Raw genomic sequence first — 25,672 nt, 5'->3', positions numbered from 1 at the left:
ATCCTGCCTCAGATTTTGCCGGATGCTTCCAGCAGCAGCTGATCCAGTTCCTGTGTATGTTTAACCACTTCCTCTTCCGACCAGTCCAAACGAACTGCCATATACGAGATAACTGCTGCTTTATAGCGACGAACTTCATCAATACGGAAGAATAAATCACCTGTTCTTCGTACCAAAAAGTCAGATGGGGTTGCAGCCATCTCTTCATCAATCGCGTAGTGTAGCATCAGCAATAGCTCCTGTGGCATGCCATGAAGCTCGGACTTGGTGCGTGGATCGGGCATTCGCTCATATAGTGCCTCCACGTTGGAACCATACGTGCGGACCAGCCGCTCCGCAGCAGGTCGAGCAAGTCCCAAGGCAACACCATCCTTGATCTTGCGCTCCGCATACGATACAAATCCAGCCGATCCCCCTACATCACCGCCGGAGATGGGCATCTTCTTCGTTACACAAGGGCCTATGGAATGCCCACTCTCCTGCTGCATCTGGCGTGCGACCAGATCAACGACCATCTCGGCCATTTTACGGTATCCGGTTAACTTGCCCCCGGCAATCGTAATCAGATTGGAATCGGAAACCCAGACTTCATCTTTACGTGAAATTTCGGAAGGATTCTTGCCTTCCTCATGAATTAGTGGACGTACACCCGCCCATCCGGATTCCACGTCCTCGGTACCAATGTGTACATCTGGAAACATGCCATTAACTGCATCAATCACATAATCGCGATCTGAGTCGGAAATTTGCGGGTGTGCAGGATCATCCTGATATACAGTGTCGGTTGTTCCTACATAGGTTTTGCCATCACGTGGGACAGCAAATACCATTCGACCATCTGGTGTATCAAAATAGACGGCCTGTCTTAATGGGAATCGTCCACCATCAAAGACCAAATGAATGCCTTTGGTCATCTGCAGCGTTTTCCCCTGGCGCGAACCATCCAATTCCCGCAGACCGTCCACCCATGGACCGGAAGCGTTAATCACCTTGCTTGCTTTTAGTGTATATATCTGCCCATCGATCTGATCCATGGCTTCAATACCTGTAATCTTGCCATTCTCCTTCAGGAAACCTTTCGCCTTAACGTAGTTCACTGCCTGTGCCCCACGTTTGACAGCTTCTTTCATAACTTCTATGGTGAGCCTGGCATCATCAGTCCGGTACTCCACATAGAGTCCACCACCTAACAACCCCTGTTTGCGTAATAAAGGCTCACTGTCTGACACCGCTCCAGCATTCAACATTTGGCGCCGTTCACTGCGCTTCACCCCGGCGAGCCGATCATACACCATCAGTCCAATGGATGTGCTGAAGCGGCCGAACGTGCCAGCCGTATAGATCGGTAACAACATCGGTTCCGGTGTGGTCACATGTGGCCCATTTTCATAAACTACAGCCCGCTCCCGTCCTACCTCAGCAACCATCTTCACTTCATATTGCTTCAAATAACGTAATCCGCCATGGACAAGCTTGGTCGAACGACTGGATGTACCTGCTGCAAAATCCTGCATTTCTACAAGCGCTGTCTTCAATCCACGGGAAGCCGCGTCCAATGCAATCCCTGCGCCTGTAATCCCACCACCAATAATTAATACGTCAAAATGTGCATTCGCCATGCTTTGCAAATATTCGGTCCGGTGTGCTGACGAGAACGTTTCTGTCATTCTTGAACCTCCTATTGATTTTCTCGATTTTTCCGTAAAAAAACAAAAAAAGGACCACGTCATTCGCTCAGCAATTGCTGAGCGGCACGTGGTCCCTCCCGATCTCCAGACATCATTTTTTAACTTGTGCCTTTATCCTATCACAGATTTTTGACGGCGTGAAGTCCTGAAATGACACATTATTCAAAAAAAATTCAAAAAGTTGTTATGCCAAAGGATGGAATTTCAAATGAATCCACTAACCTTGTTTTTTTCCTTATAGTGGGTATATATTTTGCCTTCTCCAGGAAGAATAACCCTGTAAATCATGCATCATTTTCCACCAGTAAATATCATTTATAACATATGTTTAGTTAAAAAGTACAAATACCCACACCAAAAAATATTCATTTCATTCCTTTTATTTAAAAGCCATTGCTGCATTCACTGCACGCTTCCAGCCTGTATACAGTTCTGTTCGTTGTTGCTCAGCCATAACAGGCTGGAAGACACGCTCCGTATTTTCATGATCCGTCAATTCATCCGCACTCGTCCAATATCCAACCGCCAAACCTGCCAGATAAGCCGCACCCAATGCAGTCGTTTCATTCACCGTTGGGCGTTCGACAGGAATGCCCAGAATATCACTCTGGAACTGCATGAGGAAATCATTGGCCGCCGCCCCGCCATCCACACGCAGAGCATGCACGGGAATACCCGAGTCTGATTCCATGGCCTCCAGTACATCTTTGGTCTGATACGCCAACGCCTCAAGCGTAGCACGAATAAAGTGTTCCTTTGTCGTTCCTCGGGTCAGGCCAAACACCGCACCCTTAACCTCACTATCCCAATACGGACTGCCCAGTCCCACAAATGCAGGTACCATATAAACGCCGTCTGTCGAAAGCACGCGTGTGGCGTAATCCTCGCTATCTTTTGAAGAGCGAAGCATTCTTAATCCATCACGCAGCCACTGAACCGCTGAACCTGCAACAAAAATGCTGCCTTCGAGCGCATATTCAACCTTGCCATTCATCCCCCAGGCAATCGTTGTAATCAGTCCGTGATTGGATTGTACCGGGTTCTCTCCCGTATTCATAAGCATGAAACAACCGGTACCATATGTATTTTTCATACTGCCCTTGGTGTAACAGCCCTGACCAAACATCGCTGCCTGTTGATCACCTGCCGCTCCCGCAATCGGAATCCGATGACCGAAGAAATGATAGTCTGTTGTGTGTGCATACACCTCGGATGAACCCCGTACCTCTGGCAGCATGGCCTTAGGAATGTCGAGGATAGCCAACAATTCGTCATCCCATTGCAGATCATAGATGTTATAGATTAGGGTACGTGAGGCATTGGATATATCCGTGACATGTGTACCCCCGCTCAGTTTCCAGATCAGCCAGCTATCAATCGTGCCAAACAGTAGTTCCCCCTTATCTGCCCGCTCCCGGGCACCAGGGACATGATCCAGAATCCACTTCACCTTTGTTCCCGAGAAGTAGGGATCGATCAGTAATCCTGTTTTACGGCGGAAAAGGTCCCCGAGACCCTGCGTCTTCAATTCTTCACAGATATCTGCGGTCTGTCTGGATTGCCATACCACTGCATTATAGATGGGTCTGCCTGTTTCTTTGTCCCATACCACAACCGTCTCACGTTGATTCGTAATTCCAATTCCGGCAATCTGAACAGGTTTGATTCCGCTCTCTGCCAGACATGAAGCCATCACGGCAAGAATGGAACTCCAGATTTCGTTGGCATTCTGTTCTACCCAGCCCGGCTTGGGGAAATACTGGGGGAATTCCTGCTGTGCAATGTGCACAATCTCCCCGCCACGGTTAAACAGAATAGCTCGGGAGCTTGTCGTTCCCTGATCCAGAGCCAATATATATTTTTCCATACAGCCAACCTCCTGTTGTGGGTTCTTTTTACGGTGTAAGCGATTTCTCGAAGTGTCGGATCAGATCTGCGTTGGATGTGGTCACTGCCGTAGCCCCGACGCCAAGCGCAAGTTCAACCTCTTCCGGTGAACGGATCAATCCCCCCGCAATAATGGGTATCCCTGTACGCACAGATACTTCCGCAATAATATGCGGAATGACGCCAGGTAATACTTCAATATAATCCGGTTGGGTTTTGGCCAGCAACAGATAACTTTTCTCCAGTGCATGGGTATCGAGCAGAAAAATACGTTGTATGGCTGTAATGCCTTTCTGCTTTGCCTTCTGAATGACACTCGCTCGTGTAGAGATCAGTCCTGCCGGGCGAATGTGCTGACACAGATACTCTGCCGCATACTCATCGTTTTTTAATCCCTGTACCAGATCTGCATGCAAAAGTATCTTTTTGTCATACCGCCGCGCCTCGTCCATTACACTCTGAAGCTGTGCAATATGCGTTTCCAGCATCACCCCATAGGTATAAGGGCCTTCAATCATCGCCTCAAACTGCTTCATGCTCTTCGCAGCCGGCAATATACGTTGTCCCTCAAATGGCACCTTGGTTCCTCCCGCATTCATCAGATGACTATATTGTATAATCCGAACTGTGGGAACGGCAAGCCATTCCGTGAATCAGGAAAACCTGATCGCTACCCTGTCATCCATGCAAAAAGCCGCTGTATACTTCTCCATAGCGGAGAGTACAACAACGGCTAATCAGCTAATCGTATATGTTCAATGAATAAGGATTAAGCCTGCGCATGCGGAAGCAGCGTCTCTGCCCCAGCCCAGCCATCACTTTCCGCCAAGTGACCAGAACGGTTCACTTTCGTTTGCAGATATTTCTCGTTGAAAGCAGAACGATCTCCCCACAGTGGGACACGTCCGCCCACATTCAATCCTGCTTCCTGCAAAGCAGCCAGCTTCCGTGGATTGTTGGTGATCAATGTAACCGGAGCTGAGCGAAGCGCACGCAATACGGCAATCGCATCGTCATAATTACGAGCATCGTCTGTGAATCCGAGCTGTAAGTTTGCATCTACCGTATCCAGACCTTCTTCTTGCAAAATGTACGCCATGGCTTTGCTGAACAGACCAATACCACGTCCCTCGTGGTTCGCAAGATAGAACAGTGCACCCGCTCCGTGTGCGGCGATCATTTTCATGGATTGCTCCAATTGGAAGCCGCAATCACAGCGTTTGCTGCCAAAGATGTCGCCTGTATGACAGATGCTATGCATCCGGATCAGCGCTTCTTGTGCTTCAGCAAAGTCACCGTACACCAGAACACTGGATTGTTGACGCTCTGCCAGTTCAGCAGCAGCAAGAGATTCGATTAACTCGCCGCTCTCCATCGCTTTGTCCGATTTCATCCAGCTGTACCACTGGAATGTCTTGGTCTCCCCGTCGAGGTTAACCGGAAGCTTGATTGGTCCCACCAGGTATATAAACTCTTTTCCACTCGGAAAAGTCTGAATTTTGGGGGCAAGCAGTTGAATAATATGTGAATTGATCATTGTCGTTCCTCCTGTTTAGGCCAACTTGTATGTTGATTGATTCGCATCCAGCGTGAAATTGGATCACTTGGATGTTATATAGTACGTATCTATATTATTCTCATCATCATTAGTTACTTTATGTAAGTTAGTTTAGAATAAAAATTATAATGTGTCAAGTAACTTTTATTTTTAAAGTAACTACCCAATTTATGTTACGCAACCGACACAAATATGTGTTTCATTTTAGGAATATTGGGTATGAGTTTATAAACTGCTCATACACTAATGTTGTAGTCCAAAGCACTTCATGCCTCGAACTTAACGATGAGGGGGTAATACACATGATCCGCCGGAAAAGAACATGCTGGACAGCCATACTGATGGTCTGCGTCCTGCTCATAAGCGGATGCTCCATCTGGCCCGGACAGGACGATTCAGCGAACAACAAAAAAGTAGCGCTTACATTATGGTACTGGAATCGTTCCATCGATGATAAGTTGATTGCCAGGGCTAAGGAAAGGTTCCCCAATATCGAACTGACAGCTCAGAAAATCGGCGGTGATTTCAAAGCAAAGCTCAAAACAACACTCGCTGCACGCTCAGGTGAACCAGACATTGTGGCATTGAACGACTGGATCATGGAGCTATTCCCCAGTGAGGACCGTTTCTATAATCTGTATGATCTAGGTGCAGGAGATATTGAAGACCAATATCTGCCGTGGAAATGGAAGCAAGGCGTTACGCCAAGCGGACAGATGATCGGTTTTCCGATGGATACGGGGCCAACTGCCCTCTTCTACCGAGAAGATCTGTTCAAGGAGGCCGGATTGCCATCTGATCCCGAAGACGTTACACGCCAGATCAACAGCTGGGATGCATATGCCGCTGCCGGAGAACAGATCAAGGAGAAATTCGGAGGAAAGGTATTTCTGACCGATAACATTGGAAGCGTTTACAACCAAGTGCTGTCGCAAGGAGCTGAACGTTATTTCCGTCCAGATGGTTCATTCATCGGCATGGATTCTGCTCTGGTGCGAACAAGCTGGGATACATCCATTGCCTTCAAAGAGAAGGGACTACTTGCCAACGCAGACGGCTGGACTCCAGGCTGGAACGCCGCGATGAATAATGGCGAAATCGCCTCTTTTGTAGGTGCTGTCTGGATGAAACAAGTTCTTCAGGAAGCCGCTCCGGATACATCCGGGAAGTGGCGGGTCGCTCGGGCACCAGGGGGAGATGGCAACAACGGGGGATCATTCCTGTCCATCCTGAAGTCGAGTGAACATCCTCAGGAAGCCTTCGAACTGGTTCGCTGGCTGCAAAGTCCCGAAAATCAGCTGGAGCAATACCAGACATTGAACCTTTTCCCTTCTGCACCAGGTGTATTTGATGATCCTGCCATGAAAGAAGAAGAACCTTTCTTCGGCGGACAGGCGACGGGGCCTGTATTTGCCGAATCGGCACAGCAAGTGCCGGATGCCTTTTTTGGCGAAAGATACCCATCCGTACACAACATTATCACCCGGCGGCTGAATGATGTCGCGAAGCAAAATGCCGATCCACAGCAGGTCTGGACAGATACGGTACACCGCGTCGAGCGGGAATTGCAGCGTTAACCTGAAGAACGTGTGGTTTCGTTATCCGCAAAGGAGGAATTCATATGGCTGTAACTGAACCTCGTCTTACTCCCGATCCCGGAAATGCAAGACCTGATCTGGATCGGCAGAAGTCACTGTGGTCCAGGATGTGGGAGCATCGTGCACTTTATGTTGCGATATCGCCGTTTTATATTCTGTTTGCGGTATTTGGCCTGTTCCCGATCGGATTCTCACTCTATCTGGCTTTTCATAAATGGGATGGCATCGGTGTCATGACGTACAACGGGTTCAACAACTTCAAATACATGCTGACCGATGCCGAGTTCTGGCAAGCCGTGGGCAACACGTTCATGATCTGGATCTATTCGACGATTCCGATGCTCTTCTTCGCATTGATTATTGCCTTTCTGCTGCATGCACCATTTGTGAAGTTCCGTACATTATTTCGGGTGGGTTATTTCCTGCCAAACGTCACGTCCATCGTAGCGGTAGCCATTATCTTCGGTGCCTTATTTGCCAACAATTATGGCTTTCTCAATTATCTGTTGCAGTCGGTCGGGCTACCTGTTGTGGAATGGCTGAATGCACCATGGGGCATCAAAGTCGCGATTTCCTCCATGGTGGTCTGGCGCTGGACCGGATATAACGCCGTCATCTATCTGGCCGGACTTCAAAGTATTCCGCAGACATTATACGAAGCGGCCAAGATTGACGGCGCATCAGCGATACAGTCCTTTTTCCGAATTACAATTCCGATGCTGCGTCCTGTGATCCTGTTTACGGTCATTACATCAACGATCGGGGGTATGCAACTGTTCACCGAGCCTCAAGTATTGGTAGGTAACGATGGTGGCGCTGGTGCAGCAGGCATGACGATTGTATTGTATCTCTACCGTGAATCCTTCATTAACAATTACTTCGGATATGGCGCTGCCGTTGGTTGGGGCATGTTCCTCATTATCGCCCTGTTCTCGATTGTGAACTGGAAGCTTGTTCAAGGCAAATCATCCTGATGTGACAAGGGGGAGCGCTTATGGCGTCCAAACACCTCAAATCGCTGGTGTTGTATACCGGTCTTATCGGGGGCATGCTCATATCCATGTTCCCGTTCTATTGGCTGATTGTAATGTCTACCCGGACAACGTCCGATATCTACAAGTTTCCACCGCAGCTCTGGTTCGGGGGCGAATTGTGGAATAATATTACGCGGGTGTTACAGCAGATTGACTTCTGGGGCGCCTTTCTGAATACGTTGTTTGTGTCGGGCCTCGTGACCATTCTTGTACTGTTTTTTGACTCACTGGCGGGGTTTGCGTTTGCGAAGTTTGAATTTCCCGGCAAAAAGTGGCTCTTCATCCTGCTGCTCGCGACCATGATGGTACCTTCCCAGCTATCGCTGGTGCCTTCCTTCGTACTCATGGCTACGTTCGGCTGGGTCGGTTCCTTCAAAGCTCTTATTATTCCGGGCATGGTGAACGCCTTCGGTATTTTCTGGATTCGCCAGTATGCCACGGAGTCCATTCCGAACGATCTGCTGGATGCAGGCCGCATCGACGGCTGTAATTTCTTCCGGCTCTATTGGAACGTGGCGTTGCCGATTTTGCGACCTGCCTTTGCTTTCCTTGGCGCGTTCACCTTTATCGGCGTATGGAATGACTACCTGTGGCCTTTAATCGTCCTGACGGATGAACGCAAATACACGTTGCAGATTGCGTTGTCTCAATTGAACGGACTGTATAACACAGACTATGCGATGGTGATCGCAGGTACGCTGCTTGCCGTCATTCCACTGATTGTCATGTTCCTGTTCATCAGCCGTCAGTTTATTTCGGATATTGCCGCAGGGGCGGTGAAGGACTGAAGATGTGTAAAAGCGATAGCGTGGTCTGATCTATTTTGATCCATCCCTCAAGTCTGATATTCTTATCTATAGTTGAAATAACAGATGCCATATAAGTTGGATGAATAGCGCCACGTGCGCGAAGGGGACAGAAAGGGCCTGAAGAAATGGAATTAAAAGCTTTCTGAAGGAAAGCTACTTCGAAAGCATATGCTTCGCATTTACGCGATCGGAAGGCTTTCTGTACCCGAAGTGTTAACGTGTAACAGCATTCTTTCACTTATATATTTAAGAAAGAGGGATGACAAAATGGCTTCTTCACCCTATATGATCGGCGTAGATATCGGCACAACCTCCACTAAGGCCGTCTTGTTCGAACAGAACGGAACCATTGTGGCTCAAGGCAGTGCCGATTATCCGCTGCACACCCCCACACCTGCGATTGCGGAGCAGGATGCGGAAGATATTTTCAAAGCAGTCATCGAGTCCGTTAAACAGGCCACGTCCAAAGCGGGAGTGAAGCCAGAGGACATCCTGTTTGTATCGTTCAGCTCGGCCATGCACAGCATTCTGCCAGTCGATCAACACGGCAAACCGCTGATGCGGGCCATGACATGGGCAGATAATCGCAGTGCCGAGTGGACCGAAGTGCTCAAATCGGAGATGAATGGTCACGAAATCTATCTGAGAACAGGTACGCCAATTCATCCGATGTCCCCTCTCACCAAGATCATGTGGCTTACCCGGGATCAACCGGAACTGTTCAGACAGACGTACAAATTCATATCCATGAAAGAATATGTCTTCTATAAATTATTTTCTGAATACGTCATTGACCACTCGATGGCCTCCGCCACCGGACTCATGAATCTGGAGAAACTCAACTGGGATGCAGAAGCGCTGCATGTGGCGGGCATTACGCCGGAACACCTGTCCCGATTGGTCCCAACCACACATGTGCTGAAACATGGATTGAACCCGGAGTACGCCAAGGAGATGGGCATCGCGGTCACCACACCGTTTGTCATTGGGGCAAGTGATGGCGTGCTGTCCAATCTGGGCGTTAACGCCATTGATCCAGGCGTCGTGGCCGTGACCATTGGTACCAGTGGAGCGATTCGTACGGTCGTAGATAAACCGGTGACCGATCCAAAAGGACGCTTCTTCTGTTATGCGCTCACGGAGGATGCCTGGGTCATTGGCGGACCGGTGAACAACGGCGGTGTTATTTTCCGCTGGATTCGGGACGAGTTTGCGGCTTCCGAGGTGGAGACGGCGAAGCGACTTGGCATCGATCCATATGAAGTGCTGACTCGTGTAGCTGAAAACGTACCTCCGGGATCGGAGGGTCTCCTGTTCCATCCGTACATGACAGGTGAGCGGGCTCCGCTCTGGAATCCGAATGCACGTGGCTCGTTCTTCGGCCTGACGCTGCATCATAAGAAGGAACATATGATTCGCGCTGCACTTGAGGGTGTGTTGTTTAACCTGTACACGGTCATGCTGGCGATCGAAGAAAAGATTGGCCGTCCGAAAAAAATCCAGGCGACAGGCGGCTTCGCCCGCTCTGAGTTGTGGCGCCAGATGATGGCCGATATTTTCGATCAGGATGTCATCATCCCCGAAAGTATTGAAAGCTCCTGTCTCGGCGCAGCCGTACTGGGCTTGTATGCTCTTGGCCGCATCGATTCCCTAAGTGCCGTCTCCGGCATGATCGGATCAACACACCGGCACCAACCGGACCCGGACAGTGTCCGTGTCTACCGGGAACTGCTGCCGATCTTCATCCGCATCTCCCGCAAATTCGAAGAAGAGTATGCGGATATCGCTGCTTTTCAGAATAAGACAATGCAAGGGTAAGGATGACGTGCATGTACGTTTATGAGGACCCTCCCGCCATGTTTTAGACATGCGGGGGGCCTTTTTCATTTACATATCTTATGTACGGTTTTATGTACCAATTTTCTTGCAGAAACTGTGTTATTGGATAGATGAAGCCTTCGTCCTCAGCGCCTTTCAAATTAGCTAAAATATGCCACAAAAAAAAGCCACACAGTTCGAAAGACTGTGGGGCTTCTGCGCTATTACTGATTATACTTGCTGAACGCATTCTGGTCGGCCTGTACATTCTCCAGATACACAATCTGGCCCGCATCATTTACACGCGCGATATCAATGCCTGCTTTGGCATATACCGTTCCGTCCGCCGCTTGTCCGCATACCGCCCAGTTGGTTTGGTAGCTGCCGTCAGGCTGTTCCACCCAACCGTCCCACATATGTTTTACGTCCTTATTGTACTCGTAGAAAGCTTTCATGAAGCCATCGAATCCTGTTCGGCTTGTACCGTTAAGTACAATCTCTGCGTCCGGTGTAAATAGGGACAATAAGTCCTCCATGGCGCGCTCGTCTGTGCGTGAAGCATCAAATAAACGGAAATAGTTGTTCAACAGTGTAGTGGTACTCATAGTACTCATTTATATTCCTCCCAGAATAAAAAGCCATTTTCCAATCTTTCAGTTCGAATATTTTCGAACTAATCGAAAAGAAATGTAACACACTTCCTATACTGCCCGCAAGAAATATATAAGTTGAGACCGACTTTTACACTAACACGGAGAGTGCAGAACCAATCTGAAGAAGCGAAGCGTGCGCATTTATCACCGGATTTTTCCCTTGGACCAAGGGAATAAAGAAAATCTGGGGATAAGAGCGATCGAAAGATGGTACTGCAATCGGAGTAAACAAGTGTAATAGTTACAGTTCAACTTCTATAGTTCGAAATTTTTCAAACATTGAAAGGTGTGGCCGAATATGCTAACGTCATAGATATGAGAACTCCAACGATACCTATGGCTTCGGAACTGAAGTTGACCACGGTCTGCAATGCATTGGGTGATCCGATCCGCATGAAAATTGCACATTGTCTGGCCAGCTCTGGCGAGAAAAACTGTTCCGCCTTCGAAGTAGACCATATTTCCAAATCCACGTTGTCCCATCACATCAAAATTTTACGTGAAGCTGGCGTGATCCAGCCACGCATTGAAGGTAAACAGCATTTTTATTCCCTACGAAAGGAAGAACTAAACACACGTTTTCCAGGCCTCGTCGAGATGATCCTGAATACAACCGAGGAATACGTACATTAAAGTAAGCAGATTTGAGATAGAAGAACTACTTTCATCATGATCGCAATTCCCATAAAGGAGGCTAACCATATGGACAAAAAAGCAGCAAAGATACTGCTGAGCACCTTCTGGGGAGGTGGTGGCTGGAAAACAACCTCTCTACCCTTCTCTGGAGATGAATTTGAATATGCCAAAAGCAAAGGTGTTATGTTCGATCCACTCACGATCACGCATGACGAGATTGTCCAACGTCTGTACGACATGCATCAGGATGACTCGTTTAAAGAACGGGTGATTTCGGCATTTTTACATAGTCTGTCCACCAAAAAAGTCTATCTGCGCAGCGCATTATCCAGTTGGGCTTTAACATCGAACATGCCTTTGCATACTTACGGGGAACGTCCTGCCCTTCACCCCAACACCAGCTCCTGTGGGGATTGCAACTTCCTGCGTTTGCAATCAGACAAGGAATATTCCAACGTCGACTTAAACGTCCTGAACTTTGAACGGATCAAGTGGGGCGGCGTGCGTCATGGCTGGCTTATCTATTGCCTGATGGATCTGGAATTACTGCTACAGGACAACGATACAAGCTATGAAGTAACCCCTGAAGATCAGGCGATTCTTGTCAATCTGCTTGAAGCAGCTCAGACGGAAGACCCCAAAGACAGTGCTCGTTCACTCGAGAAAAAGTGGAAGGATCTCTTGCCTTCCAGCAAACAGGAGCGCGATGCGCTGCTGGAAATCTGGGCGGCAGCCGGCATACTGGTTCCTGGGGACAAACCGAGGAAAGGCAAAGGGGGGTCCGGCGATTTTGTCTTTGCAGCAACCTGGCAAGGTGACGATGGATATCATGCAGAAAATGTAAATCATTATTTCGGCCCCTATCTTCCTCAAATGCGATAAAACCTGGACTTTGGCTCACCTTTGCGTACGTCTGGTTACAATAATGACATCGACAGATTTCCTGTTTAACTCGTATAATAAGGGGAAATTGGTAGATGGGAGTGAAACAAGCGAGTTTATGGTATACATACTGGCTTTTATAGTGTCTTTTGCTGTCGTGGTTCTGCTTATTCCGCCGCTTGGTCGACTGGCTCACCGGCTCGATTTTGTGGACAAGCCTCGGGAAGATGTGGAGCGTAAGCTACACAGGCAACCTATCCCGCTCACGGCGAGTTACGCGATATTTACTGGATTTTTCCTGACATACATTGCTCTGACGAAAGAAATCACATGGGAAACAGCGGCTCTGGTCGCTGGTGGTATGCTTCTGCTAACGATTGGTACCGTCGACGACTGGTACAAAACAAAAGGCAAAGATTTTCCTGCCCTGCCCAAAATGCTCGTACAGGTCTCTGCGGCAGTACTCGTATTTGCTTCTGGCATTGCGTTCACCGGATTTGTGAATCCCTTCAACGCGGAGTATGTCATGCTTCCAATCTGGCTGCAATTCATTCTCACGATCCTGTGGATCTTCGGGGTGACAACAGTCATCAACTTCTCGGACGGCATGGACGGACTGGCTGGCGGGTTATCGGCCATCTCGGCAATTACCCTGTTCATCGTGGCGCTTGCCAAAGGTCAAAGTGATTCCGCACTCATGTCGATCATTCTGGTCGGTGTAACGATTGGTTATCTGAAGTACAACAAAGCTCCTGCCAAAGTGTTCATGGGTGATGCAGGCGCTACGTTCCTTGGCTTCATTCTGGCGGTTATCGCTCTGGACGGTGCATTCAAACAAGCAACCATGTTGTCCATCTTCATTCCAATTCTGGCGCTGGGTGTACCGATCTTCGACAACATCTTTGTCGTTATCAAACGCTTCATTCAAGGTAAAGCGATTTATCAGGCAGATGCGAGTCAAGCCCATTATCGACTGCTGCGTGCCGGATTGAATCACAAACAGGTTGTTGCTGTCCTCTATCTGGTTAGTACCTGCCTGTGTCTGTCTTCCATTATATTGATGCTGGTAGAGATGTAAGTATCCGCAATGTAAGCGTTCATGTCGAAATGTAAAAATAGACGAGTCCAAGATTTCTTGGCTCGTCTATTTGTTATGCTTACATGGTTAAGTGCTCATTCCGCACTCATTCGGTGTCATTCGCTAATTGATAATTCATGTATAGGTTCAGTCCAGCTCAATCATCTGGGCTGGTATGCAACATCCACACATCTTGAAACGCAGGCGCTCATAAGCTCACACTTATCTCGAGGCTACCGGTGGCAACGGTTGTTCTTGTTGCTGCCGACCTGTCCACCTCGGCCGATCAAGTTCAATGAGACGGCGGTATCGCTCTTCCCCAGCCAGCAATTGTTCGTGAGAACCCTGCATGGCAATCTTTCCATTTTCCATAAAAATAAGTTCATCCATCTGTTCCGCACCAATCAGGTGATGGGTCACCCATATCATCGTTTTGCCTTGCAAAATGTCAAGAATGGTCCGCATCAACTCGCGTTCCGTCACCGGATCAAGCCCAACGGTTGGTTCATCCAATATAATAACAGGTGTCTCCCGGAGCAGTACCCGGGCCAGAGCAATCCGTTGCCTTTCCCCACCGGAGAAACGCAGCCCCGTCTCCAGCATCGGCGTATCATATCCCTGCGGCAAGGATTCGATCAGACCAGATAAACCTACTTGCGTGGCCACCTTACGAATCTCCTCATCCGTTGCATGTGGACGACCAATCCGCATATTATTGGCTACTGTGGTGTCGAACAGGTGTGGGCTCTGATTCAGCACCGCGATGACATCAGTGATACTCTCACCCAAGGTCTGCACAGGCAAATCATTGATCAGAACTTTCCCCGCAGACGGAAGTAATGCCCCCTGAATCAGCTTCAACAATGTCGATTTGCCGCCGCCGCTTCGTCCAAGAATAGCTAATTGTTTGCCTTGTGGCAGATGAAGGAATACATCATGTACGGCGTAGGAATCATCCGCTGCATAACGGTAACTTACGCGATTAATCTCGATGTCTGCTCTTAGTTTGGGTGGAATGCGAAGGCGAATTCGTCTGTCCGGAATATCATTCGCCGCTGGCAAGGACTCGGATGACTGTCCAGCCATCATGTTGCCGTTTTTTACTACAGAGATCGATTTGCCTGTTCCGCCAACATCATCCACTCCAGTCTGCCCCTGAAGATCCGATTTCCCTTCCAGCTGTTTCAAGCGGTCCAGTGATTCCCGGTACTGAGGCAGATGCTCCACCGCATCCCCTACAGGCAGAAGTGTTTCCGTGAGCGGGAATAACACCAATACAAAAGCAGCAATCATCACGGCAGGTAATTGCCCGACAGAAGCGGCGTTTCCAGCCCATAGCGTCACGGATACGACCATCAGGCCAATGACACACTGGGCCATCAGATCACGCCAGCGTGTCCAGCGCCGCAACTTGCGACGAATCGCATCGACCTGTTCTTCCGCCTCTTCCTGCTGCTGAACAAATTCGGTTGCTCGTCCACTTGCAAGCCAATCTCCCAGTCCAAGCACACCGTCAGTCAGTCGGGTATACAACCTGCTGTTTTCCTTTTTCAGCCGTACACGCCATTTCCACGTCACTTTCAGGGAAATCGCAGGTAGCGCGGCAACAAGGAATAACATATACAAGCCCATCCACACCGCAAATCCCAGATCAACACGGCCAAAAGCAATCACAGCCCCGCCGTACATCACAAGTGCAGTAACAGCGGGAAAGACTGTACGCAGATAAATATCCTGCAACCGCTCCACATCATCGGCGAGTGCTCCAAGTACATCTCCAGTCTGCATGCGAGAACGCAAGAACAGGGCCTGTGGCTCCAGAATGCGATATAGTCTCACCCGTTGATCGGCCAATACACGCAGTACGGCATCATGTCCTGCCAAGCGCTCGATATATCGAAACACCGCGCGGAATATTCCAAATGCACGTACACCAACAATAGGTACATACACCATCAGAATATTCTCAGGACGCAGCGCAGACTTGGAGATCAGAAATCCGGAGGTGAACAGCAACAGTACCGCACACAAGGCAGCGCATGTACCCAGCGCAATGACTGCGATGAATCTCCAGCGGTACTGTGCCACATACGGAGCGATCCAGCTATTTTTTTCTTTTCCGTTACGGACGGTCTCCATATGTTCATATCCGGACTTCATTTTATATCGCCTCCATCTGAGCCTGAATCATCTGATAATATACACCTTGTCGTGCCAGCAATTCCTGATGTGTTCCCGTCTCTGCCACTGTGCCGCCATCCATGACAATAATCCGATCCATATGTGGCATCCAGTGCAGACGATGGGTAGCCAAAAATACAAGTTTGCCTTCAAACAGCGGCAGCATCGTCTGTTTCAGTTCATACTCTGTTTCCACATCCAGATGAGCTGTCGGTTCATCAAGCAGCAGGATGTTCCGTTGACTAAGCAAGGCTCTTGCCAGAGCCACCCGTTGCTCCTGCCCACCACTAAGCTGTCGGCCGCCAGCCCCAATAGGCTCATGCAACCCAGCGGATAATGAGGTCAGAAGCTTGGTTAATCCAGCTGCGCTAATGGCCTTGGCCACCTCCGCATCCGAAGCCTCCGGCATGTAGAAACGAACATTATCGGCCAAGCTTCCACTAAAGATATACGGATACTGCGGGATAGCTGCCGTCTGTCTTCGCCAAGATTCGAGCATATCCGGTGTAACCGGCTGTCCGTTAGCCAGTACTTGACCCGAAGTAGGTAACTGGAAACCAGCCAATACATCAATTAATGTGGACTTGCCTGCTCCGCTGGCGCCAATAACACCGATTTTGCCAAGACCCGTGATCTGAAATGTGACATCCTTTAGCGAATAAGGACCTTCATCATCATGCCGTACCTGTACATCCGTTAGAGCCAATCTGCTATTCTCATTCCAGGAGAACACTGAGGAAGCGGAAGAAACAAGCTCAGGAATAACATCGGGATCAAGATCAGGATGCACCGCAGCCATGTTATCGCTCAACACGACACGTATGGTCGAGATGCCGGCCTTCCTTTTACCCGAAGGTAATGATGGTGTAGATCCTACTTCGTCCTCTGCCGTATCCGGGTGCGCAACAACATTAGCATAGGCTTCCTTCTGTTTCTGTTCAGCGGCTCTACCCCGTTCGATCACCTGACTAATGGCCGCTCCAGCTTCCTTGCCGTCCAATGTGGCATGATAATCAGCGCCGAGCATACGTACAGGCAGGAAATATTCGGGTGCCAGAATCAGTACCGTCAACGCAGGGCCAAGCAGCATATGCCCTTCCGTCAGACGTAATCCCAGACCAACCGCCACGGAAGCAACGGACAGCATGGTGAAGAAATCGAGTGCAAACGAAGAAAGGAAAGCCATACGCAGGGTGGACATCGTCGCCTTCCGATACCGCTGACTGACCCGCCGAATGGAGCCTTCATGTGTTTTGCTCTGTCCCAATGTTTTTAGCGTCTCCAGCCCACGCAAGGTATCAACAAAATGGTTAGCGAGTGCTTTGTAGGATCGGAATTGTCCGTCTATCTTCCGCTGGGCTGCGAGGCCAATCAGAATCATGAACACGATCAGGATCGGTAGTGTCAGCATCAGAATAACCCCGGACATCAGATCCAGCTTGAACACATACAGCAGAATGACGATGGGTGTGAATCCTATGCCCAGCATGCGAGGAATGAATAGTTCGAGATACGTCTTGTACTGGGCTGTTCCCTCACGTGCCAGTGTAACCAGATGTCCTGTGCCCTCCGTCTTGGCATAACGCGGTCCAAGTCTGAACCACTGCTCCACCATCTGTCTGCGCAGATCAGTCCCTGTCCTCTCCGCATATCGTGATGTCACGAGTTGTAACCAGAAGGATAGAGCGTATCGGGCGGCAAAAGCAGCCAAGAACAGCAGCAGTACAGGGTACTGCTCTGTTACGGATGAACCTTCAAACAATGCCGTGATGGCCTGTGCCAGCCATTTGGCTTGCATAATGATCGTCATCGCCTGTAACAGTACCAGCGCTGATGCCAGCGCGAGTACTGGCCGGATGCCCGGCAGCTTCAGCAGCCCCCGTCCCATATCAGTACTCCAGGTGGTGCTGCTCGTTCAGGCGTTTGCGGAAGATATAATAACTCCAGATCTGATAACCAAGGACAAATGGCAGCAGTGTACAAGCCACAATCGTCATTACTTTCAATGAATAAGCACCAGATGCCGCATTGTATACGGTCAGGTCAAATGCAGAACCAAACGAACTCACCATGACTCTTGGGAACAGCCCGATAAATACAGAAGCAAAGGCAATTGCAATCACCGCACCTGTCATACCAAAAGCCCAGCCTTCACGCTTCTGACGCACGAAGTAAGCCGCAAGTGCAAGCGCGACTGCGCCAAATACAACCATGATCCAAAGGGCCCAGCCCCGTACGGTGAATACATCGGTCATAAAATACGTCATTAACGCATAAACAGCGAGCAGTGCAGCCAGCGGCAGCATCAATTTTTGCGCTGTATTCAAGGCACGCTCTCTGAGTTCCCCGACTGTTCGTAGTGAGGCAAACAGCAATCCATGAACCAGACACAGCAGGGTTACACTCAAACCACCAATCACGGTGTACGGATTAACAATATCGAAGAATCCTGCACGCAACTGCATCTCCCCATCAATAGGCAGACCCTTCATGAACGTGGCAAAGACTACGCCGAACAGGAAAGGCAGGAGCGCGCTGGATACCACAATGATGATATCCCATGTTTTGCGCCAGCGCTGCTGTTTCATTTTACTGCGGAATTCGAAGGCAACCCCGCGACCAATCAAGGCGAGTAACACTACCACAAGCGGCAGGTAGAAACCACTGAACATCGTGGCATACCAGTGCGGGAAGGCTGCAAACATGGCGCCCCCTGCTGTAATCAGCCATACTTCATTACCATCCCAGAACGGACCAATCGAGTTGATCAGGGTCCGGCGTTCGCGGTCCGTTTTGGCAATAATGCCTGTAGACATCCCCACACCAAAATCAAAACCTTCCAAAAAGAAGAAACCGACAAACAATACGGCAATCAGCAAAAACCACAACTCACTTAGTGACAACGGAATAACCCCCATCCACGCCGAACGGATCGGCCGATTTATCGTGATCTTCTGGCTTCTCGACCGCAAACGGCCCTGCCTTGATCTCACGTACGAACAGGTATACCATCACGATTCCGAGAACCGTATACGCGGCGGTAAAAGCGATGGTCGAAAACAGGATCATTCCTGCGGATACGTTCGGTGAGACCCCGGCTTCGGTGGTCATATAACCAAATACCGTCCATGGCTGCCTACCAACCTCGGTCATAATCCAACCAGATGTATTGGCGATAAACGGTAGGGAGATGGCGAATACCATCAGGCGCATAAACCACTTTCCAGCGACCTCCAGCTTCTTGCGCATGGCCAGGAACGTACCGTATAGCGCCAGCGCAATCATCAAACCACCTGCTGCAATCATGATGCGGAAACTCCAGAACGTTGTCCGAACTGGCGGGATGTAGTCCCCCGTTCCATACGTCTGCTCATATTCAGCCTGAAGCTCCTTCATGCCTTTGACACTACCGGAGAACTTACTGTAAGACAGATAACTGAGTAACCCTGGGATTTTGATCTCACCGGAGTTCTCCTGTTTGTCCGGGTCAATAAAAGCAACCACCGTCCATGGCGCTGGATCTTCTGTCGTCGTCCATGTGCCCTCACTGGCTGCCATCTTCATCGGCTGTGTCTCCACCAGATATTGCGCTTGGAAGTGCCCGGAGAAAGCGACACCGAATGAGGAGATAAGAGCAATAATGATCGCTATATTGAACGATTTGCGGAAGATCTCCACATCCTGTTTTTTCATCAGTTTGTAAGCACTGATTCCCGTTACGACCAAAGCACCTGTCATCAAGGCCCCGAAGATTGTATGTGGGAACTCGACGAGAAGCTGACCATTCGTGATGAGTGCAAAGAAATCATTCATCTCGGCTCGGCCGTTGTTAATCTCAAACCCGACCGGATGCTGCATAAATGAATTGGCTGCCAGAATCCACAGCGCGGACAGGAATGTGCCGACAAACACCAGCCAGATGCAGGCCAGATGCACTTTTTTGGACAAACGATCCCATCCAAATATCCACAAACCAATAAATGTAGACTCCATAAAAAACGCCAGTAGCGCTTCAATAGCCAGTGGCGCACCGAACACGTCCCCCACAAACCGAGAGTACTCGGACCAGTTCATGCCGAACTGGAACTCTTGCAGAATACCTGTGACTACACCGACGGCAAAGTTAATCAGGAACAGCTTGCCCCAGAACTTCGCCATCGTTTTGTAGATTTCCTTACCCTTAACAACGTACAACGTCTCCATGATTGCAACCAACAGTACAAGACCGATGGATAGCGGGACAAAAAAGAAATGGAAAATCGTTGTAAGTGCATATTGGATACGCGATAACATAATCGGATCCATACCGTTACCCCTTCTTTCTGTTCACTTCGCAGTATGCGTATCTGGCATTGAAGCTGCACCTTCGCTGTCTGTCCGCCAAATACGTTGATGAACGTATTGTGCCAGATTACCTATCTTATACATGTGATAATTATCACAATCTTCGTCTCTAGAGCAAAAAAAGTGATCCTGGTCACACAAAAGATAAAATTCAGTCTATTATCTCAGCTTGCCAACTTCATGTATTGATGGAAGATACTCATGTTTGGGACGGAATGCCCATATGTTAGTCTCAGGCATATCATGCGAAGTACCGTGAGGGCTTTACATATGAAGTGAAAGCATGAAGTACATGCAGAACGAATGACGCGCCATATTACAGTCAAGGTGAGGTGAACGATTCATGGAAAAACCTGCGCCATTATCAGGTGAAGACTCCGAAGTCAGCCTGGATAAGACCAGTACAACACAGTCCCCGGTCCGATATGTTCTCTTCCCTCGCAAAGGGGGCTGGTCATCCTTTCCCTATCCCGATATTGCTGCACTGCTGTCGATCGAGGGAGAAGTCTACTATGTCAGCAGCCTGACGCAAACAGAAGATGTACCTCCGGTCATTACCGTCATCTCCCTCCCTGAAGCCGAGCAGCTATTGCTGGAACCTCGCACCGTAGCCGTAGTCGCCCATCCCTACTGGCTAATGGCTACGGCTTCGCTGGAGCCTGAGCTATGTATCGCCCTGCTCCCTGAGCCTGCTGGAAACGAAGCAGAATCTCCCTTATGGGAGAGTAGTATTTCCAAACTGGTCGGCATCGCCGATCTGGTAGGCACATCCTCCGAAACACGTTATATGAAGCTGCTTTTCCAAGGTGCACGCGCTATCTGGCTGGGCGGTGAAGACCCTGCACCTGCAGGTACAATGCAAAAGGATGATCTCGAAGTCCCTCTCCGGGACTACGAACTGTTCTTCCTGCATGCGCTGCGGCAGATCCTGTCAGGCACTCCGGATAGCGTCACCCTGCTTCAATGCAGTGTACGTGCCGACTTCTACCGCCAGCTTCGTGCCAAAGCAGGTGCACATGAGACGATATCCTTTTTGCTGGCAGCCTATGAGTACTTGCTTGAAGATCCTCGGGCTATCAATTCACTTCAAGAGGCATTCTCCCATGCGGTCTTGAATGGTCGCAGTGACTGTGTAGTCTCCCACTATAGATTCCTGTCTGCCATTCATGCCCGGGTCGGACAGTTGGAGGACGCCCTGCGGGTGTATGGAATTAGTGCAGCCCATGAACAAGAACGGCATCATTATGAACAGTTATGTCGCTGGCTTGAGGCGGGAGAAGATCAACTTGTACGAGCGGAACTACTGCGTATGAACGATGATTATGGAACTGCGCTGCGCATCCTGGATGAACTTGGCGGAGAAACCGCGAGACATTGGAAATTCCGCATCTACCAGGAGACTGGACGTGTGGAAGAGGCACTGGCTCTGGTGCATGCAGTCGATATTCAGGATGATGTCAGTCGCCGGGACTATCAGCAATTATCCGGCAGTGCGCTGGCACTGCGAGGGGAACGACACGGGGCAGTCCGACATTTCCTTGAGACAGCACTGGAGGATGAAGATGCGCTGGCCCGGATTGTGGAGCTGGAGCTGTTGGATCATGCTGTACAGCAATTGCTTGGGGAGGTGCCATGATGCTGGACCCGAAGAAGCGTAGACAACAGTTGAATGGGCCAATGGTGCACAGGGATATCCGAACCGAAACCACTTACACGCCAACGGAAACAGTCGATCGAACACATACAGACGCATCGAGAGATGGCAATCACACGCCAGATCCTGCACAACCAGCGCAGAACATCCGAAGCCAGGTACATCACTGGGGCGGTGCACAAGTTCAGGGAGAACAGGATGCTTCTGCAACAGAAGAGGAAACGAGTGTATTCAAAGAGCCCCACTCCATCAGTCGGGTTCGTAAAAGCACAGGCAACAAACTAACCGCGATGCTCCAGGTTCGCAATGAGCGTGGCCGATACCTGGAAGAAGTATTGCATGATCTGAGCGAGTTCGTGGATGAAATCGTGATTGTGGATGATGCCAGCACAGACGGAACCCCGGATCTATGCAAAGCCTATCCGAAAGTGGTCCGTTTGGAGGTGTTGGAGAAACCGCTGTTCGCCGAGGAATGGCGGCTACGCAACACTTTGTGGCAAGCAGCGGCAGGCACACACCCTGACTGGTTACTCTCGGTTGATGCGGATGAGCTATACAGCTCTGAGGCCAAGAAAGCCATACGCACGCTGATTAATCAGGAGTATGCGGACTGGTTTGCATTCCGTTTCTACGACATGTGGGGCGGCCGGACCCATTACCGTGAAGATGATCTCTGGTGTCTGCACAAACGGCATACTGCTTCACTTGTACGGTATATGCCTGGATATCCTTATTTTTATCCACAACAGAATCATCATGTTCCCCGTCTTCCCTTGTCCTGCACCGTGTTGCCTGGAGTCAGTACGGAACTGAAGGTTCAGCATCTCGGCTGGGCAGGCAGTCTGGAGGATCGGGTGCGTAAATATTTGCGTTACAAGCGTATTGATCCTAGCGGCGAGTCGGGCAATCTTGCACACTACGAGTCGATTCTTGATCCGGAACCTCGGCTGATTCCCTGGAAGGAGGGACCGTGAGATGGGCGTGGTGAGTATTCTGACGCATAGCTTCACCGACGGGTACAACCGGGAATTCGGCCGGGTATTTGGTGGTGGGCTGGAACGATATATTCTGGATCTGTGCAGTGTCATCCGTGGACTCGGACATATTCCCGAGGTCCATCAACTGTCCTATTTTGAGGCATTCCAGACTCGAACGGAGCAGATTGACGTATTTGGTTATTCGTACGACATGGATAATGTCCCGGAAGCCTTTGACCGGATGGCAGCAGCTGCGCGCGGCCCGGTAATCTATGCCAGCTGTCTGTGGCAACCCATCACCTACAAACCCGGCAGTCTTGGCATCTGTCACGGCATTAACTGGGATCGCCCCGGACTGCCATTGGAGACCAAACAACAAGTGGCGGAACATATTCAACTGGCTCTGGATGGACTCGTGCGCATTGTATCGGTGGATTCCCATTTCCAGACCTTTTGCCGGGCTGCGTGCACCTATACCGATCCAAGACAGGTCGTCCTGATTCCCAATGCAGTGGATACGTCCTATTTCACACCTGCCCCGCCAACGCGCACACTCGAGCAGGAACAGGAAGACGAATGGCTTGCCGCATGGAAGACCGATCTGGCGAGTCATGAGGAGAATGCCGGTGCAGTTATATCAGGGTTGAAAGCTGAGGAAAGCCAGGCTGGACCAAGTGGTGATGGAGCGTACAGTGCGAAGGCTAACGGAGATGGAGGTGGGGATACAGACGATCAAGAACGAGAGGAGAAGGGCGCGGTAGATCTCCATTTGGAATTATCAAAACTGGAAACAGCCGAGGTAAATGGCGAAACGTATAGGGTTGCTCGTAACCTTCGAAATGCAACGGATTGGGCTACAGATGTTCTAGCAGAAGCAGATGCTGAATATCAGGATAATGTTCCGATTCAGGGACAGGTTGAACAGAAAACTATGGATGTCCGCTTGACCTCTCCCCGCCCAATTCGCATTATATATCCGCGCCGCATCAGCATGGAACGGGGCATTATTCCAATGATGCTAGCAGCGGATAAACTACTGGGGGCTTTTCCGGATTTGGAGATTGAATTTGCCGGGGAATTGGTCGAAGGCAGTACGGTCGGGAGAGTCTTTCGTTACTGGCATCTTACTCATCCACATGCGGGGCGAATTAACCAGCGCACGTATGATTTCCGGGATATTCGGGAGGCCTACCATCAGGCAGATATCGCCGTAATTCCAACCGTGTTCTCGGAAGGCACCTCCTATGCCTGTCTGGAAGCGATGAGCTGTGGACTCCCGGTAATTGCCTCCAATGTTGGCGGATTGAATGATCTGATTCAGGATGGTTTTAACGGGCTACTGGTACCTCCTGGTGAGCAGGAACTAACCGCCGCACTGGTACGTCTCGTACAGGATCGGGCCGAGCGGGAACGACTGGGAATCTATGCGCGCGAGACCGCACTGTCCTATGATCTTGCCAGATGGCGGAGCCGGTGGAGCACGGTGTTGGAATCTTTTTTGGCAGAGACAGGATTAAAGGAGGGAATTCGGGGATGATGGATACGCCCAAGGCACCGGAATTCATGGAATCAAGATACATTAGGCAAAGTGACCCTAAAACGGACACATTGGTCTTCCCCCTGCATCCGGCATGGTGGAGCCGTCCCTACGAATATGAATGGGCCCGGCGGTTTGCACGTCCGGATGATGTGGTCCTTGATGCAGCCTGCGGCATCTCCCATCCGTTCAAATTCTGGCTTGCCGAACACTGCCGTGAGGTTCATGCCTGTGACTGGGATGAACGCATTTTGTCTGAAGAGGCTATAAAGCTGGATATTGTTTCTGATTTTGGCGAGCAGGCCGCCCATGATCTGCCGGAATCAACTCTCGTCCGATTGCACCGCGCAAAGGCTAATCTGGCCCAGCTTCCGTATGAGTCGGGTAAGTTTGATCGGGTGTTCTGTATCTCTGTACTGGAGCATCTGGATACAGGCACGATGCTGCGGGCGTTTCGGGAATTCGCCCGGGTACTGAAGCCAAACGGACAGTTGATCGCTACCTTTGATGTACCCGAGATGCGGCCGGATCTACTGGAGACGATCATGGCTGTCACCGGATTAACCATTGAAGATAAGCTGAATGTGGTAGAGCCAGACGATGCCATCTGGTCTGACATGTACGGCACGCCGATCCGCTGTTTTCGAGCGGTGATATGCAAGGGTTGAGACGAATTGGGTTACACTGGTTTAAGTGCAGAGTGGAAAATTGAGGGCTTGAGGACTTCACCCATTAGCAACGGAACCATGCACGGTTCGGGCAATGCTCCGATTACCGGTAGCTCCGTTGCTTTTGCAATTTCAATCGGATGGGCTATTGCGGGAATATGTGGGGATGTACAGGGGTTGGAGGTTGGGGACTAGAAATCAGAGATTAGTGATTAAAGATTAAAGATGTACCAGTAACATGTTGCACTGGTTAGTGTATTCATCAGCAGAGGCTGCGCCGGGTGCTGTCAGGCGCAGCAGGGTGTGCAGGCCCGGCGGGATTCTCGTCGCAGGGCGACCTGTGGCGGCGGGTTGCCGCGCAGTGAGTTGGGCCGATTCGGCCCACTCACGCGCCAGGTTCTGCCGCCCGGCGAGCAGCGCGAGCGTGCCCGCGAGGAGCGCGTGAGCGTTGCGCCCCGAGGCGGGCACTTCGTCCGCGTGGGGCTGCTGCGCGCCGTCAGGCGGGCCGCATAGCGCAAGCAGCCCTTCGCGGACGCTCGCGGGTGCGCGCAGCAGCCCGCAGCGTGCCGCAGGCGGAAGCGCTGCAAGCAACGGCAGCGCGCCGCGGGGCGGCAGGGCTTGCAGCAGGCGCAGCCATGCGGCCCAGGCGCCTACGCCGGCGAGCGCTTGC

Annotated in this window: 22 protein-coding genes; 12 read left to right on the top strand and 10 right to left on the bottom strand. The window is 50.3% G+C overall.

What is annotated here, in order from left to right:
• Positions 1 to 8: 8 nt before the first annotated feature.
• The 4 genes from FE296_RS01215 to FE296_RS01200 form a co-directional block, all read right to left on the bottom strand.
• Positions 9 to 1,667, bottom strand: a complete 1,659-nt coding sequence (locus FE296_RS01215; RefSeq protein ID WP_411860552.1) for a glycerol-3-phosphate dehydrogenase/oxidase — start codon at positions 1,665 to 1,667, stop codon at positions 9 to 11.
• Positions 1,668 to 2,067: 400 nt separating this feature from the next.
• Positions 2,068 to 3,555: a glycerol kinase GlpK gene (gene glpK, locus FE296_RS01210; protein WP_124116668.1), complete on the bottom strand. Its 1,488-nt coding sequence runs from the start codon at positions 3,553 to 3,555 to the stop codon at positions 2,068 to 2,070.
• Between the two features lie 28 nt (positions 3,556 to 3,583).
• On the bottom strand, positions 3,584 to 4,153 hold the full coding sequence (locus FE296_RS01205; RefSeq protein ID WP_026081418.1) for a glycerol-3-phosphate responsive antiterminator: 570 nt from the start codon (positions 4,151 to 4,153) through the stop codon (positions 3,584 to 3,586).
• A gap of 191 nt (positions 4,154 to 4,344) precedes the next feature.
• On the bottom strand, positions 4,345 to 5,112 hold the full coding sequence (locus FE296_RS01200; protein ID WP_124116670.1) for a GTP cyclohydrolase II: 768 nt from the start codon (positions 5,110 to 5,112) through the stop codon (positions 4,345 to 4,347).
• A 323-nt stretch (positions 5,113 to 5,435) separates the two neighbouring features.
• Between FE296_RS01200 and FE296_RS01195 the strand changes: the two genes are divergently transcribed.
• The 4 genes from FE296_RS01195 to gntK all read left to right on the top strand — a co-directional run bounded on the left by FE296_RS01195 (position 5,436) and on the right by gntK (position 10,392).
• Positions 5,436 to 6,710: an ABC transporter substrate-binding protein gene (locus FE296_RS01195; protein ID WP_150364069.1), complete on the top strand. Its 1,275-nt coding sequence runs from the start codon at positions 5,436 to 5,438 to the stop codon at positions 6,708 to 6,710.
• A gap of 128 nt (positions 6,711 to 6,838) precedes the next feature.
• Positions 6,839 to 7,705 carry a carbohydrate ABC transporter permease gene (locus FE296_RS01190; RefSeq protein ID WP_091013252.1) on the top strand — a complete coding sequence of 289 codons (867 nt, stop codon included), beginning with the start codon at positions 6,839 to 6,841 and terminating at the stop codon, positions 7,703 to 7,705.
• 20 nt (positions 7,706 to 7,725) lie between these two features.
• Positions 7,726 to 8,553, top strand: coding sequence for a carbohydrate ABC transporter permease (locus FE296_RS01185; RefSeq protein WP_091035913.1), 828 nt, complete (start codon positions 7,726 to 7,728; stop codon positions 8,551 to 8,553).
• A 288-nt stretch (positions 8,554 to 8,841) separates the two neighbouring features.
• Positions 8,842 to 10,392, top strand: coding sequence for a gluconokinase (gene gntK / locus FE296_RS01180; protein ID WP_124116672.1), 1,551 nt, complete (start codon positions 8,842 to 8,844; stop codon positions 10,390 to 10,392).
• A 224-nt stretch (positions 10,393 to 10,616) separates the two neighbouring features.
• Here gntK and FE296_RS01175 read toward each other — a convergent pair whose 3' ends face one another.
• Positions 10,617 to 11,006 (bottom strand): nuclear transport factor 2 family protein, encoded by a 390-nt coding sequence (locus tag FE296_RS01175; protein ID WP_150364068.1) that lies wholly within the window; start codon positions 11,004 to 11,006, stop codon positions 10,617 to 10,619.
• Positions 11,007 to 11,360: 354 nt separating this feature from the next.
• Here FE296_RS01175 and FE296_RS01170 point away from each other — a divergent pair, with 354 nt between their 5' ends.
• From FE296_RS01170 to FE296_RS01160, 3 genes are all read left to right on the top strand, one after another.
• Entirely contained in the window at positions 11,361 to 11,678 is a 318-nt protein-coding gene (locus FE296_RS01170; protein WP_223868731.1) for an ArsR/SmtB family transcription factor, read from the top strand.
• Positions 11,679 to 11,747: 69 nt separating this feature from the next.
• A complete protein-coding gene (locus FE296_RS01165) occupies positions 11,748 to 12,563 on the top strand; it encodes a hypothetical protein (RefSeq protein WP_150364067.1) in 816 nt (271 codons plus the stop codon).
• A gap of 118 nt (positions 12,564 to 12,681) precedes the next feature.
• Positions 12,682 to 13,641, top strand: a complete 960-nt coding sequence (locus tag FE296_RS01160; RefSeq protein ID WP_145325010.1) for an MraY family glycosyltransferase — start codon at positions 12,682 to 12,684, stop codon at positions 13,639 to 13,641.
• 222 nt (positions 13,642 to 13,863) lie between these two features.
• Here the strand turns inward: FE296_RS01160 and cydC are convergent, their stop codons facing one another.
• Genes cydC through FE296_RS01140 form a run of 4 tightly spaced genes read right to left on the bottom strand, consistent with a single transcriptional unit; the run spans position 13,864 to position 20,127 of the window.
• The gene (gene cydC, locus FE296_RS01155; RefSeq protein WP_150364066.1) at positions 13,864 to 15,801 is read right to left on the bottom strand and encodes a thiol reductant ABC exporter subunit CydC; all 1,938 of its coding nucleotides are present in this window, start codon (positions 15,799 to 15,801) and stop codon (positions 13,864 to 13,866) included.
• A gap of 1 nt (position 15,802) precedes the next feature.
• The gene (gene cydD, locus FE296_RS01150; protein WP_150364065.1) at positions 15,803 to 17,710 is read right to left on the bottom strand and encodes a thiol reductant ABC exporter subunit CydD; all 1,908 of its coding nucleotides are present in this window, start codon (positions 17,708 to 17,710) and stop codon (positions 15,803 to 15,805) included.
• Between the two features lies 1 nt (position 17,711).
• Positions 17,712 to 18,740 (bottom strand): cytochrome d ubiquinol oxidase subunit II, encoded by a 1,029-nt coding sequence (gene cydB, locus FE296_RS01145; RefSeq protein WP_150364083.1) that lies wholly within the window; start codon positions 18,738 to 18,740, stop codon positions 17,712 to 17,714.
• Positions 18,712 to 20,127, bottom strand: coding sequence for a cytochrome ubiquinol oxidase subunit I (locus FE296_RS01140; RefSeq protein WP_150364064.1), 1,416 nt, complete (start codon positions 20,125 to 20,127; stop codon positions 18,712 to 18,714). The genes cydB and FE296_RS01140 overlap by 29 nt, the downstream gene beginning before the upstream one ends.
• A 382-nt stretch (positions 20,128 to 20,509) precedes the next feature.
• On the opposite strand from FE296_RS01140, the gene FE296_RS01135 reads away from it, so the two are divergent.
• Genes FE296_RS01135 through FE296_RS01110 form a run of 5 tightly spaced genes read left to right on the top strand, consistent with a single transcriptional unit; the run spans position 20,510 to position 25,197 of the window.
• Positions 20,510 to 21,802 (top strand): hypothetical protein, encoded by a 1,293-nt coding sequence (locus tag FE296_RS01135; protein WP_150364063.1) that lies wholly within the window; start codon positions 20,510 to 20,512, stop codon positions 21,800 to 21,802.
• Positions 21,802 to 22,794, top strand: a complete 993-nt coding sequence (locus tag FE296_RS01130) for a glycosyltransferase (RefSeq protein ID WP_150364082.1) — start codon at positions 21,802 to 21,804, stop codon at positions 22,792 to 22,794. The genes FE296_RS01135 and FE296_RS01130 overlap by 1 nt, the downstream gene beginning before the upstream one ends.
• Position 22,795: 1 nt before the next feature.
• The gene (locus FE296_RS33155; RefSeq protein ID WP_223868730.1) at positions 22,796 to 24,334 is read left to right on the top strand and encodes a glycosyltransferase family 4 protein; all 1,539 of its coding nucleotides are present in this window, start codon (positions 22,796 to 22,798) and stop codon (positions 24,332 to 24,334) included.
• Positions 24,331 to 25,002, top strand: a complete 672-nt coding sequence (locus tag FE296_RS01115) for a class I SAM-dependent methyltransferase (RefSeq protein ID WP_124116680.1) — start codon at positions 24,331 to 24,333, stop codon at positions 25,000 to 25,002. The genes FE296_RS33155 and FE296_RS01115 overlap by 4 nt, the downstream gene beginning before the upstream one ends.
• A gap of 6 nt (positions 25,003 to 25,008) precedes the next feature.
• Entirely contained in the window at positions 25,009 to 25,197 is a 189-nt protein-coding gene (locus FE296_RS01110) for a hypothetical protein (protein WP_150364062.1), read from the top strand.
• 24 nt (positions 25,198 to 25,221) lie between these two features.
• Here the strand turns inward: FE296_RS01110 and FE296_RS32585 are convergent.
• Positions 25,222 to 25,672: hypothetical protein (locus FE296_RS32585; protein ID WP_190944984.1), on the bottom strand; the 451-nt coding region annotated here is incomplete at its 5' end.

Source organism: Paenibacillus sp. UASWS1643 (assembly GCF_008693195.1).
GTDB classification, from domain to species: Bacteria; Bacillota; Bacilli; order Paenibacillales; family Paenibacillaceae; genus Paenibacillus; species Paenibacillus amylolyticus_B.
Note: the sequence above shows the minus strand (reverse complement) of the source record. Positions and strands in the feature narration are given on the sequence as shown.

Excerpts from the sequence above, each read along its gene's own strand:
- FE296_RS01215 (WP_411860552.1), bottom strand. The coding sequence starts at position 1,667 with ATGACAGAAACGTTCTCGTCAGCACACCGGACCGAATATTTGCAAAGC.
- glpK (WP_124116668.1), bottom strand. The coding sequence starts at position 3,555 with ATGGAAAAATATATATTGGCTCTGGATCAGGGAACGACAAGCTCCCGA.
- FE296_RS01200 (WP_124116670.1), bottom strand. The coding sequence starts at position 5,112 with ATGATCAATTCACATATTATTCAACTGCTTGCCCCCAAAATTCAGACT.
- FE296_RS01195 (WP_150364069.1), top strand. The coding sequence starts at position 5,436 with ATGATCCGCCGGAAAAGAACATGCTGGACAGCCATACTGATGGTCTGC.
- FE296_RS01190 (WP_091013252.1), top strand. The coding sequence starts at position 6,839 with ATGTGGGAGCATCGTGCACTTTATGTTGCGATATCGCCGTTTTATATT.
- FE296_RS01185 (WP_091035913.1), top strand. The coding sequence starts at position 7,726 with ATGGCGTCCAAACACCTCAAATCGCTGGTGTTGTATACCGGTCTTATC.
- gntK (WP_124116672.1), top strand. The coding sequence starts at position 8,842 with ATGGCTTCTTCACCCTATATGATCGGCGTAGATATCGGCACAACCTCC.
- FE296_RS01175 (WP_150364068.1), bottom strand. The coding sequence starts at position 11,006 with ATGAGTACTATGAGTACCACTACACTGTTGAACAACTATTTCCGTTTA.
- FE296_RS01170 (WP_223868731.1), top strand. The coding sequence starts at position 11,361 with ATGAGAACTCCAACGATACCTATGGCTTCGGAACTGAAGTTGACCACG.
- FE296_RS01165 (WP_150364067.1), top strand. The coding sequence starts at position 11,748 with ATGGACAAAAAAGCAGCAAAGATACTGCTGAGCACCTTCTGGGGAGGT.
- FE296_RS01160 (WP_145325010.1), top strand. The coding sequence starts at position 12,682 with ATGGTATACATACTGGCTTTTATAGTGTCTTTTGCTGTCGTGGTTCTG.
- cydC (WP_150364066.1), bottom strand. The coding sequence starts at position 15,801 with ATGAAGTCCGGATATGAACATATGGAGACCGTCCGTAACGGAAAAGAA.
- cydD (WP_150364065.1), bottom strand. The coding sequence starts at position 17,710 with ATGGGACGGGGGCTGCTGAAGCTGCCGGGCATCCGGCCAGTACTCGCG.
- cydB (WP_150364083.1), bottom strand. The coding sequence starts at position 18,740 with ATGGGGGTTATTCCGTTGTCACTAAGTGAGTTGTGGTTTTTGCTGATT.
- FE296_RS01140 (WP_150364064.1), bottom strand. The coding sequence starts at position 20,127 with ATGGATCCGATTATGTTATCGCGTATCCAATATGCACTTACAACGATT.
- FE296_RS01135 (WP_150364063.1), top strand. The coding sequence starts at position 20,510 with ATGGAAAAACCTGCGCCATTATCAGGTGAAGACTCCGAAGTCAGCCTG.
- FE296_RS01130 (WP_150364082.1), top strand. The coding sequence starts at position 21,802 with ATGCTGGACCCGAAGAAGCGTAGACAACAGTTGAATGGGCCAATGGTG.
- FE296_RS33155 (WP_223868730.1), top strand. The coding sequence starts at position 22,796 with ATGGGCGTGGTGAGTATTCTGACGCATAGCTTCACCGACGGGTACAAC.
- FE296_RS01115 (WP_124116680.1), top strand. The coding sequence starts at position 24,331 with ATGATGGATACGCCCAAGGCACCGGAATTCATGGAATCAAGATACATT.